This window comes from Pseudoalteromonas rubra (assembly GCF_005887095.1).
Lineage (GTDB): Bacteria > Pseudomonadota > Gammaproteobacteria > Enterobacterales > Alteromonadaceae > Pseudoalteromonas > Pseudoalteromonas rubra_E.
Genome location: NZ_PNCI01000058.1, coordinates 18546 through 34054 on the forward strand (window position 1 = coordinate 18546; position 15509 = coordinate 34054).

The following is a 15509-nucleotide window of genomic DNA, read 5'->3' on the forward strand; positions in this document are numbered from 1 at the left end:
TGAATACACCTTTATTCAGTATGACAAGACGCTGGCATGTTATCATGCTGGCGCTGTTTGCCTGTGTGGCCTTGTCAGGCTGTGGGTTTCAGTTAAAGAAGGCCTCTTATTTACCTGAAGATCTCAGAACCTTGTATCTGAGTGGTAATGACAGCAAGTCGGCTTTGTATACCAGCCTTAAGCAAGAACTCAGACGTGCTCAGATCACACTCCTGCCCTCGCCGAAGCTCGGCAATGGCCAGGATGCAGTAGAGCTGCACCTGTACCAGGACTCGCTCGAACGTCAGACACTCAGCCTGTTCAAAAATGGTCAGGTAGCGCAGTATGAGTTGGCCTATAGCGTCCGATATCGCCTCACTCGCCCGGGTTCAGAGCCTGTCGAGCAGGAATTTGAGCTTTACCGCACCTATCAGGACGACCCGGACAATGCACTGGGCAAATCTCAGGAGCGAGAGATCATTCTCAGTGAGCTGCGTCAGTTGGCCAGCCGCCGTATTATTCGCGAATTATCTCAACTCTAATGCGTTGTTATGCAAACCAATTAGCAGGCCAGCTAAAACAGGGCCTGCACCCATTCTATCTGATTTTTGGTGAGGAGCCTTTTCAGGAAGCCCAGTGTGTTACCTCTGTGCGCCAGGTTGCCAAAAATCAGGGATTCGATGAAGTCATCAAATTCAGCCTGCTACCCGGTTTCGACTGGCAGGAGCTGGTAAATCAATATAACAGCATGTCACTGTTCAGTGCCAAAACACTCATCGAATTTGATCTCAACCAGCAAAAGCCGCCGACGCAGGGCGCAACCATTCTGAAAGAACTGGCTGCGCATCCAAATCCAGACGTGATCCTCATTCTCAAAGGGGCTAAAGCCGCTCAGGAGATTCAGCGCAGCGCCTGGTTTAAAGCATTGGATAAGCAAGGCTTGTTTGTGCCCTGCTATGCACTGACCGGATATCATTTACAGCGCTGGCTGGATGATGAGTGTAAACGGCTTAAGCTGAACTTGCATAATGATGCAAAACGCAGCCTGCTGCAGGCAACCGAAGGGAACCTGCTCGCAACGTATCAGGAGCTGGAAAAACTATCGCTGCTGTATAAGAACGCGCCTATAGATCAGGAAAAACTGCTCAGCGGCCTGCTTAATCAGGCAAAATTTGACATCTTTGACCTCAACGATGGATTACTGCGCGGTAACCCTCGTACGTTGATCAAGGTATTAAACAAGCTGGCACACGATAACGTAGAGCCCGCAAGTATTGCCTGGACGCTAAACAATCAAGCCCAGTTGCTGTTAAACCTCAAACACCTGATCCAAGCAGGTACGCCAACACCCGATGCGTTCAAAAAGCACAACGTCTGGAAAAATCAGCAACAAAACACCCAACAGGCACTCGACAGACTCAATACGGCTCAGCTTGAGCAACTGCTGGTGCTGCTGGCTGAATTCGACTCTGCCTACAAGCGTAATATTCTGGTTGCGCCTTACCAGGCGCTGGCACACATCGCATTGAGCTTTTGTCAGTCGTTACCGTTTTCTCTGCCCTATCAGGAGCAGTTATGATAGCGCTGTTTGGTGGCACCTTTGACCCGATCCACCTGGGTCACATCAATATGGCCACACAGTGTGCCAACACGCTGGGCTTGTCTGAGTTACGTTTTCTGCCCAACGCCGTGCCTGTACATAAACAGGGTCCGGACGTCAGCACAGACGACAGGCTGGCCATGTTGCAGCTGGCCACAGCCCATGACCCAAGATTTACCATAGACCGTCGTGAACTGGAACGTGATACGCCTTCATACTCTCTGCTCACACTGCAGGAGATAAAAGCCGAATATCCGCAACGTGCCATCGTGTTTTTGATGGGGATGGATTCTTTCAATAGCCTGGACAAATGGTATCGATGGCAGGAAATCATCACGCTGTGTCATATCGTGGTATACCAAAGGCCGGGGGACGACTTTGCCCCGTCAAAGGCATTACAGGACTACCTGACAAGAGCGCGTTGCACTGAGCCTGCCCAACTTAGCGCTCAATTCAGCGGCCTGTGCTATTTTTTGCCGGGTCAGCCATTTGACGCTGCGTCCAGTACCATCAGAAACGCGATAAAACGACGCCAAGTAGTTGAACCTTGGCTGAATAATACAGTCCTAGAGTATATTCAGGCACATCAATTGTACCTAAGCAATCGCGACAATACATAAACCCGGCAGAGATGGACGTGTAACCCCAGTTACAGACTTGAGTTTCCCCCCGCTAACCGTGTTACAATTGCCGCTTATTTGTAGCAAAGAGACAGAGATTTGGATTCAAAACAATTACTAGATTTTGCCTTAGACAAAGTCGATGACATGAAAGCCCGCGATATTGTTCACCTTGATGTAAGAAATACCTCTTCCGTCACTGATTATATGGTTATCTGCTCTGGTAACTCCAAACGCCATGTGCAATCAATTGCCGATCATGTCGCAAAAGAAGCACGCCATGCTGGTGAAACACCGCTGGGCCAGGAAGGTCAGGACACAGGCGAGTGGGTGTTGGTCGATCTGGGCGATGTGGTTGTCCACGTCATGCAAGATCAGACGCGTGACTTCTATGACCTAGAAAAGCTCTGGGGTTAATGTGAAGATCCAGCTCATTGCAGTCGGTACTAAAATGCCTGGCTGGGTCGAGACCGGCTTTAAGGAATATCAACGGCGCTTTCCCAAGGACATGCCGCTGGAGCTGATTGAAATCTCCGCCGGTAAGCGAGGTAAAAATGCAGATATTAAACGCATTTTACAGCAAGAGGGTGAAAAAACTCTGGCCGCGATCCCCAAAGGTAACCGCATAGTGACACTAGAAGTGACGGGTAAACCCTGGGACACCCACCAGCTGGCCGGTAATATGGAAAAGTGGCAACTCGATGGCCGCGATGTTAGCTTGCTGATAGGCGGACCTGAAGGCCTGGCGCCGGAATGTATCGCCGCTTCCGAGCAAAAGTGGTCGCTGTCCAATCTGACACTGCCGCACCCCCTGGTGCGCATTGTGGTAGCGGAAAGCCTGTATCGAGGCTGGAGTTTGAACAATAACCATCCTTATCACAGGGAATAGTCACCATTATGCTCAATCACAGGCCGACGATCCGCGACCATAGCGCAGAAGCAAACCTGTTTGCGCGTCGCGCCTTTATTGGCTTTGTATTCGTGGTTACTCTGATCGGTATCTTGCTGCACAATGTGTACAAGTTACAGGTTACTGAGCACGAAACTTATCAGACCCGCTCCAACGATAACCGTATAAAAGTCATTCCAGTCGCACCTAACCGAGGGTTAATTTACGACCGCAATGGCATCATCCTGGCCGAAAACCGCCCTGTCTATAACCTGGAAGTGATCCCCGAAGACGTCGATGATCTCGACACGGCATTAACTCAGGTCCGGGCCCTGATCGACATCAGCGATCAGCAAGTGGAAGAGTTTCGTAAAGACATACGTCATAATCGTCGCTTCAAAAGCCAGATCCTCAAAGGCCGCTTGAACGAAGAAGAAGTGGCCATTTTCTCGGTCAATCAACATAAGTTTCCCGGCTTCAGTATTGAGGCCCGACTGGCGCGCTACTATCCCTATGGCGATACCCTAACCCATGCGTTGGGTTATGTTGCCAAACTGAACAAAAAGGAGCTCGACGAGCTCGAGTCTGAAGGCAATGCCAGCAACTATCGTGCAACCCGGGATATCGGTAAACTGGGCATTGAAAAGTTTTACGAGTCACGCCTGCATGGCGTGGTCGGCTCACAGCGCGTTGAGGTCAACAATCGTGGCCGGATCATTCGCACTTTGGGCGTTGAGCCACCGCAGCCCGGTGAAGATCTGGTCCTGACCATGGATATCGGCTTACAGCAAATAGCCCAAAAAGAGCTCGAAGGTGTCCGTGGCGCCATTGTGGTGCTCGACCCCAAAGACGGCGGGGTGCTGGCCATGTATTCCAACCCCAGCTATGACCCTAACCTGTTTGTCCATGGCATCAGCAGCAAAGAATATCGTGAGCTACTTAATCCCGACAGACCCCTGATTAACCGAGTTACTCAGGGTCGCTATGCACCGGCCTCCACGGTTAAGCCACATCTGGCCATTCTGGCACTGGAAGAAGAGCTGGTGACGGAGCAAACCAAACTCTGGGATCCGGGCTTTTTTCAGATCCCCAATGTCGATCACCGCTGGCGCGACTGGAAACGCTGGGGTCATGGCCATGTCGACGTATATAAAGCCATCGAAGAATCCTGTGATACTTATTTTTATCATACGGCTTATCAACTTGGCATCACCAAGATCAGTAACTTTATGAGTCAGTTTGGTTTTGGCGACCTGTCCGGCATTGATATCTACGAAGAAACAGGTGCCATTATGCCCACCACAGACTGGAAGCGTCAGCGCTTTAAGGAGAACTGGTGGCCTGGTGATACCATTTCAGTCGGCATTGGCCAGGGTTACTGGACTGCCACACCAATCCAAATTGCCAATGCAGTATCCATTTTGGTAAATAAAGGGACACACAGACCGCCACATCTGGCACAGGTTGCCCGCCATGACAATGAAGTCACACAAATGTACACCGATGAAAAGCCACCCGTGGTATTAAAAAACCCGGATCACTGGCGTATTGCGCTAGAGGCCATGCACAACACGGTTTACAAAACCACAGGTACGGCGCATAAAGCATTCAAAGGCGCAACCTATGACCCGGCAGGAAAAACGGGTACGGCACAAATCGTCAGTATTGCCCAGGGCGAAGAATATGACGCTGAAAAATTGCAAGAACGACACCGGGACAATGCCATTTACACCGGATTCGCCCCCTATAATGACCCACGTATTGTGGTCGCCATTGTGGTTGAAAACCAAGGTGGTGGTTCAGCCATCGCGGCCCCCATCGCGCGGCGTCTGATGGATTATTATTTTGCCACTTACCCCAGTGATACGGAGGGACAATGAGCCCGTTGAATCAACAGCGTACTATCTGGCAAAGACTGCATATCGACTTGCCGCTGCTGCTCGCTATGCTGGCGATGATGGTCGGCAGTATCACCATTGTCTACAGTGCCAGTGGCCAGGATATGGATATGGTGGTGCGTCACAGCAAACGTATGTTTGCCGCCTTTGCGGCCATGCTGTTGGTGGCCCAGCTGTCGCCAAATACCTTAAAAAGACTGGTGTTTCCCATGTACACCGTTGGCCTGCTGATGCTGGTCGCGGTCTTGTTTGTCGGTGTCAGCAGCAAAGGGGCCCAGCGCTGGCTGGATCTGGGTATTACTCGTTTCCAGCCGTCTGAAATCATGAAAGTCGCTGTGCCTATGATGGTCGCCTGGTATATTGGACGCCACCATATGCCACCACGTTTTATGCATATTATCGTGGGCTTTGCGATTGTTCTGGTACCGACCTTGCTGATAAAAGAGCAGCCCGATCTGGGCACCTCTATACTCATCGCCAGCTCAGGGATATTTGTGCTGTTTCTTGGCGGTCTCAGCTGGAAACTGATTGGCTCTGGCATGCTACTCGCCGTGCCCGGCGGCTTTGCGCTGTGGCATTTTGGCATGCATGCCTACCAGAAGCAGCGGGTACTGACCTTCTTAGACCCTGAGAGCGACCCACTTGGTTCTGGCTACCATATTATTCAATCAAAAATTGCTATCGGCTCTGGCGGCATAGAAGGCAAAGGCTGGCTGCAAGGTACCCAGTCGCAATTGGAGTTTCTGCCCGAGCGTCATACTGACTTCATCTTTTCGGTGTTAAGTGAGGAGTTCGGGCTCACCGGTGTAGTCATTTTACTGAGCCTGTATTTGTTTATTATTGGCCGTGGCCTATACATTGCAGTAAACGCGCAAGATGCCTTCAGTAAACTGCTGGCTGGCGCACTGACGCTCACCTTTTTCGTATATATTTTTGTTAATATTGGCATGGTATCGGGTCTGCTCCCTGTTGTGGGAGTACCGCTCCCCTTGATCAGTTACGGCGGCACCTCCATGGTGACCCTGATGGCCGGATTTGGCATTATCATGTCGATAGCCACAGATAAGAGGATGTTATTGAAGTGATGAAGAGGACGTTTAAACGAGCCGCACTGCTCGGTTTCGTTGTCGTATTAAGCGCCTGTAGCAGTCGCTATCATGTGAAGCAGGATAAAGCACCATTGCGCGCGCCCACAGAGCTGGAGATGCAAGATGCTCTGGTGACCAGCGAAGCCAAAAGTGTCAGTGCGGGTCGCCCGTACGAAGTACTGGGCAAGCGTTACACACCGATGTCGGATGAAAAAGGCTATCAGGCGCAAGGCACTGCGTCCTGGTATGGGCATAAATTCCATGGCTACTACACCTCTAATGGCGAGGTGTTCAACATGTTTGATATGACCGCCGCACACAAAACACTGCCGTTGCCGAGCTTTGTCCGTGTTACCAACGTCGAAAATGGCAAGAGCGCCATTGTCAGGGTGAATGACCGTGGACCCTTTCACGATGACCGCCTGATTGATTTATCCTACGCTGCGGCCTATAAACTGGGCTTTCACCGTCAGGGTACAGCACAGGTTAAGATAGAAGCCCTTACCATGGCGCGCGATACACCCAGGCTAACCTATGTGCAGGTTGCCGCCGCCAGCAACATTGAAAATGTACAGGCGCTGGCCAGCACCTTGTCGCAGCAATTTCAGCTTGGCACACCCATTGCCTTTGAGGACAATTTATACAAGCTGAGGCTAGGCCCGATCACCGACGATAATACGGCGCAGAAACTCTTAGAAACGTTGCGCCAGGGTGAATTTAATCGCGCCTTCTTGCTTTACACAGAACATGAACTTTAAAATATTCAGTAATGACATTTAAACATGCCGATCAACAACCAAAAAGCGAGCATAATGACAGTTTTCAAACCTAAATTTATTAAACACTTAGTGGGTGCCGTGTGTTCGTTCACCCTGTTTTCGGCCAGTGCGCAGATCTTACCTTCACCGCCTCAGATTGGCGCCAAAGGTTATTTTCTGGTCGACTTTACTACGGGTAAAGTCATTGCCGAAGGGAATCCGGATACCAAACTGGCCCCGGCAAGCTTAACCAAAATGATGACCAGCTATGTGATTGGTACCGAGCTGCTGGCCGGTAACATTTCCAATGACGATATGGTCACCATCAGTGAAAAGGCCTGGGCGAAGAATTTCCCAGAATCTTCCAAGATGTTTATCGAAGTGGGTAAGCAGGTCAGTGTTAAAGACCTCAATTACGGTGTGATCATCCAGTCGGGCAACGACGCTTGTGTCGCTATGGCAGAGCACATCGCAGGCAGTGAAAGCGCGTTTACTGACCTGATGAACGCCCATGCTGAGAAACTGGGCATGAGCAACTCTCATTTTGCTAACAGCCACGGCCTGGACAGCACAGAGCAGTACACCACACCAAGAGACATGGCTACGCTGGGCGCGGCACTGATCCGTGATGTACCGGAAGAGTACGCCATCTACAAAGAGAAGTCGTTCACCTTTAACGGCATTAAACAGTACAACCGTAACTCCCTGCTGTGGGATGCCAGCCTGGATGTCGATGGCATCAAAACCGGTCACACCTCAGAAGCGGGCTATAGCTTAGTTACCTCAGCAACCAAAGGCGACATGCGTTTGATAGCCGTAGTGATGGGCACAGCCAGTGAGCGTGCCCGTAAGGTAGAAAGTAAAAAGCTCCTGAACTACGGTTTCCGCTTCTTCGAAACCATTACCCCTTATAAAGCAGGCGACAGCTTTGCGGATCAACGTATCTGGATGGGTAACAAAGAAACCGTCTCTCTGGGTATTGCTCAGGACACGCCAATTACCATTCCGCGTGGTCAGCGTAAAAACCTGAAGGCGCACTTCGAGCTGGATAAAACCCTCGAAGCGCCGCTGGCAAAAGGCAGCAAGGTCGGTACTTTATTCTTGCAACTGGAAGGCGAAGACATCGCTCAGTACCCGCTGGTCACGCTTGAAGAAATCGAAGAAGGCAGCTTCTTCAGCAAGATCTACGACTACTTACGTTTACAGATCATGCAATAACCCCGTTATTAGTGGGCTTATAATCACAGACGCCTCCCACCGGAGGCGTTTTTTTTTGTCGCAAAAATGCTAGAATGCCCGCCAAGATATGTAGTGTGCCGGGGTCTGTTCAGGCCCAGCCAAGTAGTGAGGATACCGTTGTGGTAACACCTGTAAAAAATACTAAGTTTGACGAGTACTTAGAGTTCCCTTGCCCGTTTACTTTTAAGATCATGGGCCTGGCGAACGTCAACCTGACCGATCAGGTTGTGGCAAAGATGCAAACTTTGGCACCTGGTGACTATGCACCTAAAACTAAGCCAAGCAGCAAAGGCAACTATGAATCCGTCACCCTGGTTGCCACTGTGACGTCTAAAGAGCACATCGAGCAGATCTACACTGAGATAGGTTCACTGCCAGACGTCCGATACGTGCTATAAGGCGCAAACCAGATATGAGCAACCGCAGTATCATAGTTCGTCAGCTGGGCCGTCAGGCCTATGAGCCAATCTGGCAAAAAATGCAGTCCTTTACCGACACCCGTGACGACCACAGCCCGGATGAGATCTGGCTGGTTGAGCACGAACCGGTATTTACTCAGGGTCAGGCAGGCAAAGCTGAGCACCTGTTGGCACCTGGCGACATTCCGGTCGTCAAAGTCGATAGAGGTGGCCAGGTCACCTACCATGGCCCGGGTCAGCAAATGATGTATGTGCTGTTTAACCTGCGTCGGCTAAAGATTGGAGTGCGCGAGCTAGTCACCTGGCTCGAAGAAATCATCATAGATATGCTTCAGGACTATGGCATTGAAGCCTATGCTAAACCAGATGCGCCCGGCGTTTATGTCAGTGATGCCAAAATCGCCTCTTTAGGGCTGCGGGTCCGCCGGGGTTGCTCATTTCATGGTCTGGCTCTGAACGTCAACATGGATATGAGTCCATTTTTACGCATCAACCCGTGTGGCTATGCCGGCATGGAAATGGTGCAAACCAGTCAACTTAATGGCCCTGCTACGCTTACTGATGCGGGCAATGGCCTGGTAGAACATATGCTCAAGCGCCTCTCGGCCGAGCAGGTTATACACACCCAGGGGTTTGAAAACGAATGAGTAAACCAGTGAAAATTGAGCCAGGGGTAAAGCTCCGCGACGCAGAAAAAATGGCGTTGATCCCGGTTAAAGTAATGCCAACCGAGCGCGATGAAATGCTCCGCAAGCCGGACTGGCTGAAGATCCGTCTGCCAAAATCCAGCGAGCGTATTGATGGCATCAAACAGGCAATGCGCAAGCACGGTCTGCACTCCGTCTGTGAAGAAGCCTCATGCCCTAACCTGTCTGAGTGTTTTAACCACGGTACTGCCACCTTTATGATTTTAGGTGCCATCTGTACCCGTCGTTGCCCGTTCTGTGACGTGGCACACGGTCGTCCGCTCAAGCCAGATGCCGCAGAGCCAGAAAAGCTGGCACTGACCATCAAAGACATGAAGCTGAAATACGTGGTGATCACTTCGGTTGACCGGGATGACCTGCGTGACGGTGGTGCCCAGCACTTTGCCGACTGTATTCGCGAAATTCGCAAACACAACCCGGGCATTACCATTGAGATCCTGGTACCGGATTTCCGTGGCCGGATGGACCGCGCACTGGAGATCTTAACCGAGACGCCACCTGATGTGTTTAACCACAACCTGGAAACCGCGCCACGTCTGTACAAAATGGCCCGTCCGGGTGCCGACTATAAATGGTCACTGGAACTGTTACGTCGCTTTAAAGAAGCGCACCCTGAAGTGAAAACCAAGTCTGGCCTGATGGTCGGTCTGGGTGAAGAGATGTCAGAAATCGAAGAAGTACTGCGCGACCTGCGTGAGCACAACGTCGACATGCTGACCGTTGGCCAATACCTGGCACCGTCTAAGCACCACCTGCCGGTAAAACGCTACGTGCCACCCGCAGAATTCGATGCGCTGAAAGAGTACGCCGACGAAATAGGCTTCAGCCACGCCGCCTGCGGCCCGTTCGTACGCTCCAGCTACCACGCAGATCAGCAAGCTGCGGGTAAAGAGGTTAAGTAACCCCTCAATACAAACAAGAAAAGCGCGACCTGAGTGTCGCGTTTTTTATTCATGTAAGCAGCCCATCCCTGCCAATTTCAAAGCACATACCGCTATACACATAAAAACCAGCTTTAAATCAGCAATAAGCATATTTTTCAAACTTTTAGAAGTACCTTTCATTCTTTTAAATGGGTGTTTCCTTACCCACTCTGACTCTGTCGAAAACCAAAAGCAGTCTGCTGTCAGCGCTAAATCAATAAAAAATCAGTGCAAAGTCAGGCATCACACACAAAACACGGTACTGTGAGACGGCTTCACCTTACTCAGACCACATAGCATCAGAAAAATAAGGAACAATCATGCACGCTGTCTATCGCATATTTCCTCTGTTACTCGTCGGGTTAACAACCAGCCACAGCAGTAACGCACACAATCAGGCACCTGCTTTCAAAGGGCCATATCTAGGTCAACCTTCTCCCGGGCTAACACCGCGTGCCTTTGCGCCAGGCGTGATTGCAACAGATACTCACCTCGAAACAGAAGTGTTGTTTTTACCAGATATGACTGAACTCACATTTACTCGCTCTGGGGGAGAATACGGACAAAGCACCCGGCTTGCCATGCAATACAAAAATGATACCTGGCACTGGAAGTCAATTCCTGCAGGCAAGACAAATGCCTACCAATCACGCTTTAGCCCGCCTGTCTCTGAAATCAAGAAATTCGCGCCATTCAAAGATATTCCTGTCATTGGCTACACTCGTTCTGCCGCCGATACTATTTATTTCTATGTGTTGAACTTTGATGACGGTAGCGGACATTTAAGCTACTCACGCAAAATCAATGGCAGATATGAAACACCGGTAAAAATGAGCAACACCGTTAATAAAGGTAAGTACATTGCCCACCCTTTTATTGCTCCTGATGAATCCTATCTCATGTGGGATGCTGAAAAAGACGGCGAAAACACGCCCGATATATTTATAAGCTTCCGCCAACCAGATGGCAGCTGGGGAGAAGCCATCAATATGGGCGACAAAATAAATACCCCACTGTACGAACAGCGCCCAAAGGTGACGCCGGATGGTAAATACCTATTCTTCTGGCGCGGTGATGTAAAAACAGAACAAGACGGCAGCCGCTATGTTGTGGGAAGTCCCTACTGGGTGGATGCGCACATCATTGAGCAATTAAGACCTAAGCTATAAAACTGTATAGCTCTGATACCAAGCCGCTATCATCTCAATAACACGCGCCCGTGAGGTGCGCATTTTAGCCAAGATCTGATAGCCATCGGGTGTACGGTAATATTGACCGTTGTATCGAACTCAACTTCGTCATACCAGCCCTGGGCCAGTACCCATCTGTAATACTCTTAGTGAGTGGCTTCAGCTATTTTATTTTAGGCTAAACAAAAATAATAAGCCCTGTAATTGGTCTGCACTTGGAACGTCAACAATTCAAACCACTTAGTTACAGCCCACATACACTGTTATCCATCGCTGTTCCCAAAGGCTCAGGCACAGCTGACACCTGGCTACCAAACAAGGGCAAAAGCCGCGATATCTCTGTGATATTTGTTGCATTAAATTGTTCTATCAAACACCTAAAAAACAACATGCTAGGCGTTGCATCTGTATAATTTGTATGCTTTATTAAGTGTCGCAATTCATATAATTGCGCTTTAAATATGGAATAACTGGAAATAATAAGCAGTAACTCACAGTACGAAATCAATAACTTCCGCGTATCGGCCACCGCAGGGGTCACCGCAGGTATGACGCTGGATATTCACTTTGTGAAGAATCAGGGTGCTAAAGAAATCGCCCAGCAGGCCTCTCGATTCCTGATTGTGCATAACCCAGATACAGGCAGCAAAATTCAGGTACCCAGAAGTGCACTGGTGAACAAAGACATTGCCAAAATCAAAGATCCAAAAACAGAAGCCATTTTAACCATCAACGCCAAAACAGGTGCAATTCTGGGGTAATTCGACACCCTTACATCTCGTGTCATTGCCAGCCAAACAGCCAGGTAATGACACTTCCTGCTTACCGCTGCTGTCACACGATACCTGCTCTCCCTTTATTCAGCACTCATCAACTCCTTCCTCCGCGCGTAACACCCTGTAATAGTCACCGTGCAGCTTTGCATCTAGAGTTTATGCGGGCCTTGATCGGCGCAGCTATACTCAGACAGGGCAGGCACAAAATCCCCCTGCCCGGTCGGGACAGGTAAACGACGGATGCTCAACGCATACGTCATTGCAGTTACCTGACAAGGAAACACTTTAAGCGGAAACCGTTATGAGCGATAAGAAAAAACGTAATAAGCAACAACAAGGTGAACTGGTAAACCCTAAGTATTTGAAAAAGAATATGAAGAATGCACCGACGGCCAATAATGTAAAATGCTGGACAGGTGATGATGACTTCCAACCCATTGAGCTGGCAACCCAACGCCTGAAAGAAATGTTCGTGGAAATGGGCCAGAAAACCCGTATTGAACGCGGGCAGCAGCCCGCAGAGCGCGCTGTATTTCGTAAGCAGCACGGCATAGCCTATGGTACATTCGAGATCCACAGCAAACTCGATAAAGCGCTTCAGGCCGGCGTATTTGCCAACCCCGCCAGTTACGACTGTGTGGTGCGCTTTTCCAGCGATACCACGCCGAATAGTCCAGATCTGCATACCACTTTAGGGGTCGGGATCAAATTGTTCGGTGTGAAAGGCAAAAAGTTGCTGGGTGACAGCGACAATGTCGACTTTATTATGCAGAACATCGACCGCTTCTTTGTTCGCGACGCCTCACAAATGTGTGCCTTTACCACTGCCGGCGTCATCGACCGCGACTACCCGGCTTACCTTAGCGAAAATAAAGAAACAGCCGACATACTGGACGAGATGACCAAACCCGAGGCCAGTTGCCTGAGTACTCATTACTGGGCGATACTGCCGTTTAAACTTGGCGAGCAGAATGTCGTTAAATACCGTATTCGTCCGGTTGATACCTATCGGGGCGCACCTGCACAAGGGAATGACTATCTGGCGGAGGACTTGCAAATTCGCTTGCGTCAGGGAGAAGCCAAGTTTGTGTTTGAAATCCAACGTCGCCCACCCAATGCTTCCGAGGAAGACTTCCCAATCGACAACGCCATGGTGGTGTGGCCAGAACAGGATGCACCGTTCGAACCAGTTGCAACCCTGACACTGCCGCAGCAAGATATCTGTGCCATCGGCCAGGCCGAGTTTGGTCGCAACCTGGCTTTCAATATCTGGCGAACCCTGGCCGAAAACGAGCCACTGGGATCTATTGCTCAGGCCCGAAAAGTCGTTTATCAGGCCAGTGCCAATACCCGCCACCAGGCCAACGGCCAGCAGATGAACGAACCCAATGCCATCGACCCAAAGTTTACCCCGAACAGCGATGAAGACAGCACTTGTATTGTCCGTGCCGGTATTTACCCGCCCATTGGCGTAATGCGAGTAGGCAGCAGTAAAGAGTACTTTATTGGCCCACAGGTACCTAACCCCAAGCCGCGACTTGAAGAAGATGCCTATCGCGATGACCAGGGCCTGCTTAAGCGTCAGGCGGCTGAGTTTCGTATATACGGCTTTAACGCGGCGGGCAAGCCCGTAAAAGAGCTAACTATGGATAACGCCAAGATTCAATGGCAGGTGCACCTGGCCAATCAGAAGTCATCCTGGTATGAATTTCAGTTGGCGCTGGATGTGCCGGAAGCCGCCGACGCGCCGCCCAGCCTGCTGCGCAACAATAATGTAGCAGATCGCAACCGTCTGCTAATTGATGGTGGTACGCACAAGCTGAATAAAGCCAAAGTGAAAGAGGGCCCGCAATTCCAGGGCGAGTTTATGGGCGAGGAAGTCTACCTGGGTGAGCTTAAGTCAGATAAACAGGGCCGCCTGATTGTACTTGGCGGCAATGGCGTATCGCGTAATATTAATGGTGACATTGCCATTACCTTTGCTAATAACCAGGGCTGGCACGACGACATTTCTGATGGTCCGGTTACCGCCGAGGTTGAGTATGAAGGCGTTAAATTGCAGGTTGACCCGGCCTGGGTAGTTTGTGCACCACCTGATTATGCACCAATGCAAAAATCCGTGCGCACTATGTGGGACCTTATGCGCTCTGTTGCCGTTAACGCTGGTATGCTGACTCGCCCGGCACGTCCGTCTTTTAAGCACGATATTTTACCCATTTTCGAGCGAATGACCGACTTGCAATGGGTCAACGCTGGTTTTGCCGCCGGATTTGGATTTAAAGCACCTTTTAACTACACCAGCGAAGAGTGGAAAGCAAAACTGGGTAACCCCTCCCCCGCCTATAAAGAGCTGCGCCGTACCCTGTCGAACAATTTTCGCCGTTATGGTCAGCCTGGTGCACAGGCCGCACAGCTTTGGCCCTGGTTGTATGGCGATGCACTGTCTATTCCACCAACGGGTTCGGAGCGTCAGCACTCGACGCTGTCAGCACTGCAACTGTCTTTCCTGGACCAGTGGGTTGAGGGCGACTTTACCGCCGATTACATAGACCCTGCAATTTGCCCACATGCCGCTGAGCCAGACGACATAGATAAAGTGCCAGTGGCGGAGCAACCGGATATGTTAACCCGGGGTGCATTAGATTTCTGTCTGGCCGACGCTTTCCACCCTGGCTGTGAAATGACCTGGCCAATGCGTACTGCCGGCATGTATATGGCTCCGTTTAGGATCAAACATGCCGATAAAGGGATCTGTAAAGACACCACCTATTATGGCGCCTAGATCAACGGCGATACCATTACGCTGGCACAGGGCCCGATCCTCGGAGGTCAGGTGGCCGGTGGCATTACACGCTGGATGGCAATCCCCTGGCAAACCGACACAGCCAGCTGCCGAGATGGCTACACGCCTGATTACGACCCGTATCTGCCTACCTTCTGGCCGGCACGAGTGCCGAACAACATCCTGAATGTGGCACGGTATGAAGAAGCCATCAACCCGGCACTGGATCCGCAAACCCGCGTTGAGGCATTCAATTACCGCACCGACTGGCTCGATGCCCTGCCCTTGTATGGTCAACCCGCCACCTATACCGCACAGATCAACAGCATGATCACCAACTTCGATAAGCTGGCTGTGGTACAAGGCCGACCGGGCGCAGCAGACGATGCAGATCTGCCGGATACCATGCAAGTTGGGATCACAGCTGAAGATCACCGTAAAGGCCTGGCCAGTGAAACCGAAACCACAGCGCAGGGCAAGCTGCAAACCATTGCGGAGCTGGCAGCCAACCTGGTACCCAGCCCGGATGGCCGAGATGCGGCACGACCTGTGATGGCAACTTCGCGTTCTCGGGTCGACCTGGGGGTCATTGAAAAGGTCAGCCGCTTTGCCGTAAATTTCCCTAAGGACTTTAAATAAGG

14 protein-coding genes and 1 pseudogene are annotated in these 15509 nt (G+C 50.7%); all 15 read left to right on the forward strand.

What is annotated here, in order from left to right; all coding sequences use genetic code 11:
- Positions 1-20 precede the first annotated feature (20 nt).
- Positions 21-521 (forward strand): LPS assembly lipoprotein LptE, encoded by a 501-nt coding sequence (gene lptE / locus CWB99_RS20495; protein WP_138552190.1) that lies wholly within the window; start codon positions 21-23, stop codon positions 519-521.
- Positions 521-1558, forward strand: a complete 1038-nt coding sequence (gene holA / locus CWB99_RS20500; protein WP_138552173.1) for a DNA polymerase III subunit delta — start codon at positions 521-523, stop codon at positions 1556-1558. Before lptE ends, holA begins: the two co-directional genes overlap by 1 nt.
- Positions 1555-2199 carry a nicotinate-nucleotide adenylyltransferase gene (gene nadD / locus CWB99_RS20505; RefSeq protein ID WP_138552172.1) on the forward strand — a complete coding sequence of 215 codons (645 nt, stop codon included), beginning with the start codon at positions 1555-1557 and terminating at the stop codon, positions 2197-2199. The genes holA and nadD overlap by 4 nt, the downstream gene beginning before the upstream one ends.
- Positions 2200-2298: 99 nt before the next feature.
- Complete coding sequence (rsfS, locus tag CWB99_RS20510; RefSeq protein ID WP_054014211.1) at positions 2299-2616, forward strand: ribosome silencing factor; 318 nt, start codon at positions 2299-2301, stop codon at positions 2614-2616.
- A 1-nt stretch (position 2617) separates the two neighbouring features.
- Positions 2618-3088 carry a 23S rRNA (pseudouridine(1915)-N(3))-methyltransferase RlmH gene (gene rlmH / locus CWB99_RS20515; protein ID WP_138552171.1) on the forward strand — a complete coding sequence of 157 codons (471 nt, stop codon included), beginning with the start codon at positions 2618-2620 and terminating at the stop codon, positions 3086-3088.
- 8 nt (positions 3089-3096) lie between these two features.
- Positions 3097-4968: a penicillin-binding protein 2 gene (mrdA, locus tag CWB99_RS20520; protein ID WP_138552170.1), complete on the forward strand. Its 1872-nt coding sequence runs from the start codon at positions 3097-3099 to the stop codon at positions 4966-4968.
- A complete protein-coding gene (gene rodA, locus CWB99_RS20525) occupies positions 4965-6071 on the forward strand; it encodes a rod shape-determining protein RodA (protein ID WP_138552169.1) in 1107 nt (368 codons plus the stop codon). Before mrdA ends, rodA begins: the two co-directional genes overlap by 4 nt.
- Complete coding sequence (locus tag CWB99_RS20530; RefSeq protein WP_138552168.1) at positions 6071-6832, forward strand: septal ring lytic transglycosylase RlpA family protein; 762 nt, start codon at positions 6071-6073, stop codon at positions 6830-6832. The genes rodA and CWB99_RS20530 overlap by 1 nt, the downstream gene beginning before the upstream one ends.
- 54 nt (positions 6833-6886) lie before the next feature.
- The gene (locus CWB99_RS20535; protein ID WP_138552167.1) at positions 6887-8050 is read left to right on the forward strand and encodes a serine hydrolase; all 1164 of its coding nucleotides are present in this window, start codon (positions 6887-6889) and stop codon (positions 8048-8050) included.
- A gap of 140 nt (positions 8051-8190) precedes the next feature.
- A complete protein-coding gene (ybeD, locus tag CWB99_RS20540; protein WP_040644649.1) occupies positions 8191-8469 on the forward strand; it encodes a DUF493 family protein YbeD in 279 nt (92 codons plus the stop codon).
- A 14-nt stretch (positions 8470-8483) separates the two neighbouring features.
- Positions 8484-9137: a lipoyl(octanoyl) transferase LipB gene (gene lipB, locus CWB99_RS20545; RefSeq protein WP_138552166.1), complete on the forward strand. Its 654-nt coding sequence runs from the start codon at positions 8484-8486 to the stop codon at positions 9135-9137.
- Positions 9134-10099: a lipoyl synthase gene (gene lipA / locus CWB99_RS20550; RefSeq protein ID WP_046004199.1), complete on the forward strand. Its 966-nt coding sequence runs from the start codon at positions 9134-9136 to the stop codon at positions 10097-10099. The genes lipB and lipA overlap by 4 nt, the downstream gene beginning before the upstream one ends.
- Positions 10100-10440: 341 nt before the next feature.
- A complete protein-coding gene (locus tag CWB99_RS20555) occupies positions 10441-11289 on the forward strand; it encodes a hypothetical protein (RefSeq protein WP_138552165.1) in 849 nt (282 codons plus the stop codon).
- A gap of 569 nt (positions 11290-11858) precedes the next feature.
- Positions 11859-12071 (forward strand): hypothetical protein, encoded by a 213-nt coding sequence (locus CWB99_RS20560; RefSeq protein WP_138552164.1) that lies wholly within the window; start codon positions 11859-11861, stop codon positions 12069-12071.
- Between the two features lie 1165 nt (positions 12072-13236).
- Positions 13237-15507, forward strand: a pseudogene (locus CWB99_RS20565) (LodA/GoxA family CTQ-dependent oxidase).
- Positions 15508-15509: the final 2 nt, after the last annotated feature.

What these genes read in the sequence shown, in the direction of transcription:
- lptE (WP_138552190.1), top strand. Translation starts at nt 21, where the DNA reads ATGACAAGACGCTGGCATGTTATCATGCTGGCGCTGTTTGCCTGTGTG.
- holA (WP_138552173.1), top strand. Translation starts at nt 521, where the DNA reads ATGCGTTGTTATGCAAACCAATTAGCAGGCCAGCTAAAACAGGGCCTG.
- nadD (WP_138552172.1), top strand. Translation starts at nt 1,555, where the DNA reads ATGATAGCGCTGTTTGGTGGCACCTTTGACCCGATCCACCTGGGTCAC.
- mrdA (WP_138552170.1), top strand. Translation starts at nt 3,097, where the DNA reads ATGCTCAATCACAGGCCGACGATCCGCGACCATAGCGCAGAAGCAAAC.
- rodA (WP_138552169.1), top strand. Translation starts at nt 4,965, where the DNA reads ATGAGCCCGTTGAATCAACAGCGTACTATCTGGCAAAGACTGCATATC.
- CWB99_RS20530 (WP_138552168.1), top strand. Translation starts at nt 6,071, where the DNA reads ATGAAGAGGACGTTTAAACGAGCCGCACTGCTCGGTTTCGTTGTCGTA.
- CWB99_RS20535 (WP_138552167.1), top strand. Translation starts at nt 6,887, where the DNA reads ATGACAGTTTTCAAACCTAAATTTATTAAACACTTAGTGGGTGCCGTG.
- lipB (WP_138552166.1), top strand. Translation starts at nt 8,484, where the DNA reads ATGAGCAACCGCAGTATCATAGTTCGTCAGCTGGGCCGTCAGGCCTAT.
- lipA (WP_046004199.1), top strand. Translation starts at nt 9,134, where the DNA reads ATGAGTAAACCAGTGAAAATTGAGCCAGGGGTAAAGCTCCGCGACGCA.
- CWB99_RS20555 (WP_138552165.1), top strand. Translation starts at nt 10,441, where the DNA reads ATGCACGCTGTCTATCGCATATTTCCTCTGTTACTCGTCGGGTTAACA.
- CWB99_RS20560 (WP_138552164.1), top strand. Translation starts at nt 11,859, where the DNA reads ATGACGCTGGATATTCACTTTGTGAAGAATCAGGGTGCTAAAGAAATC.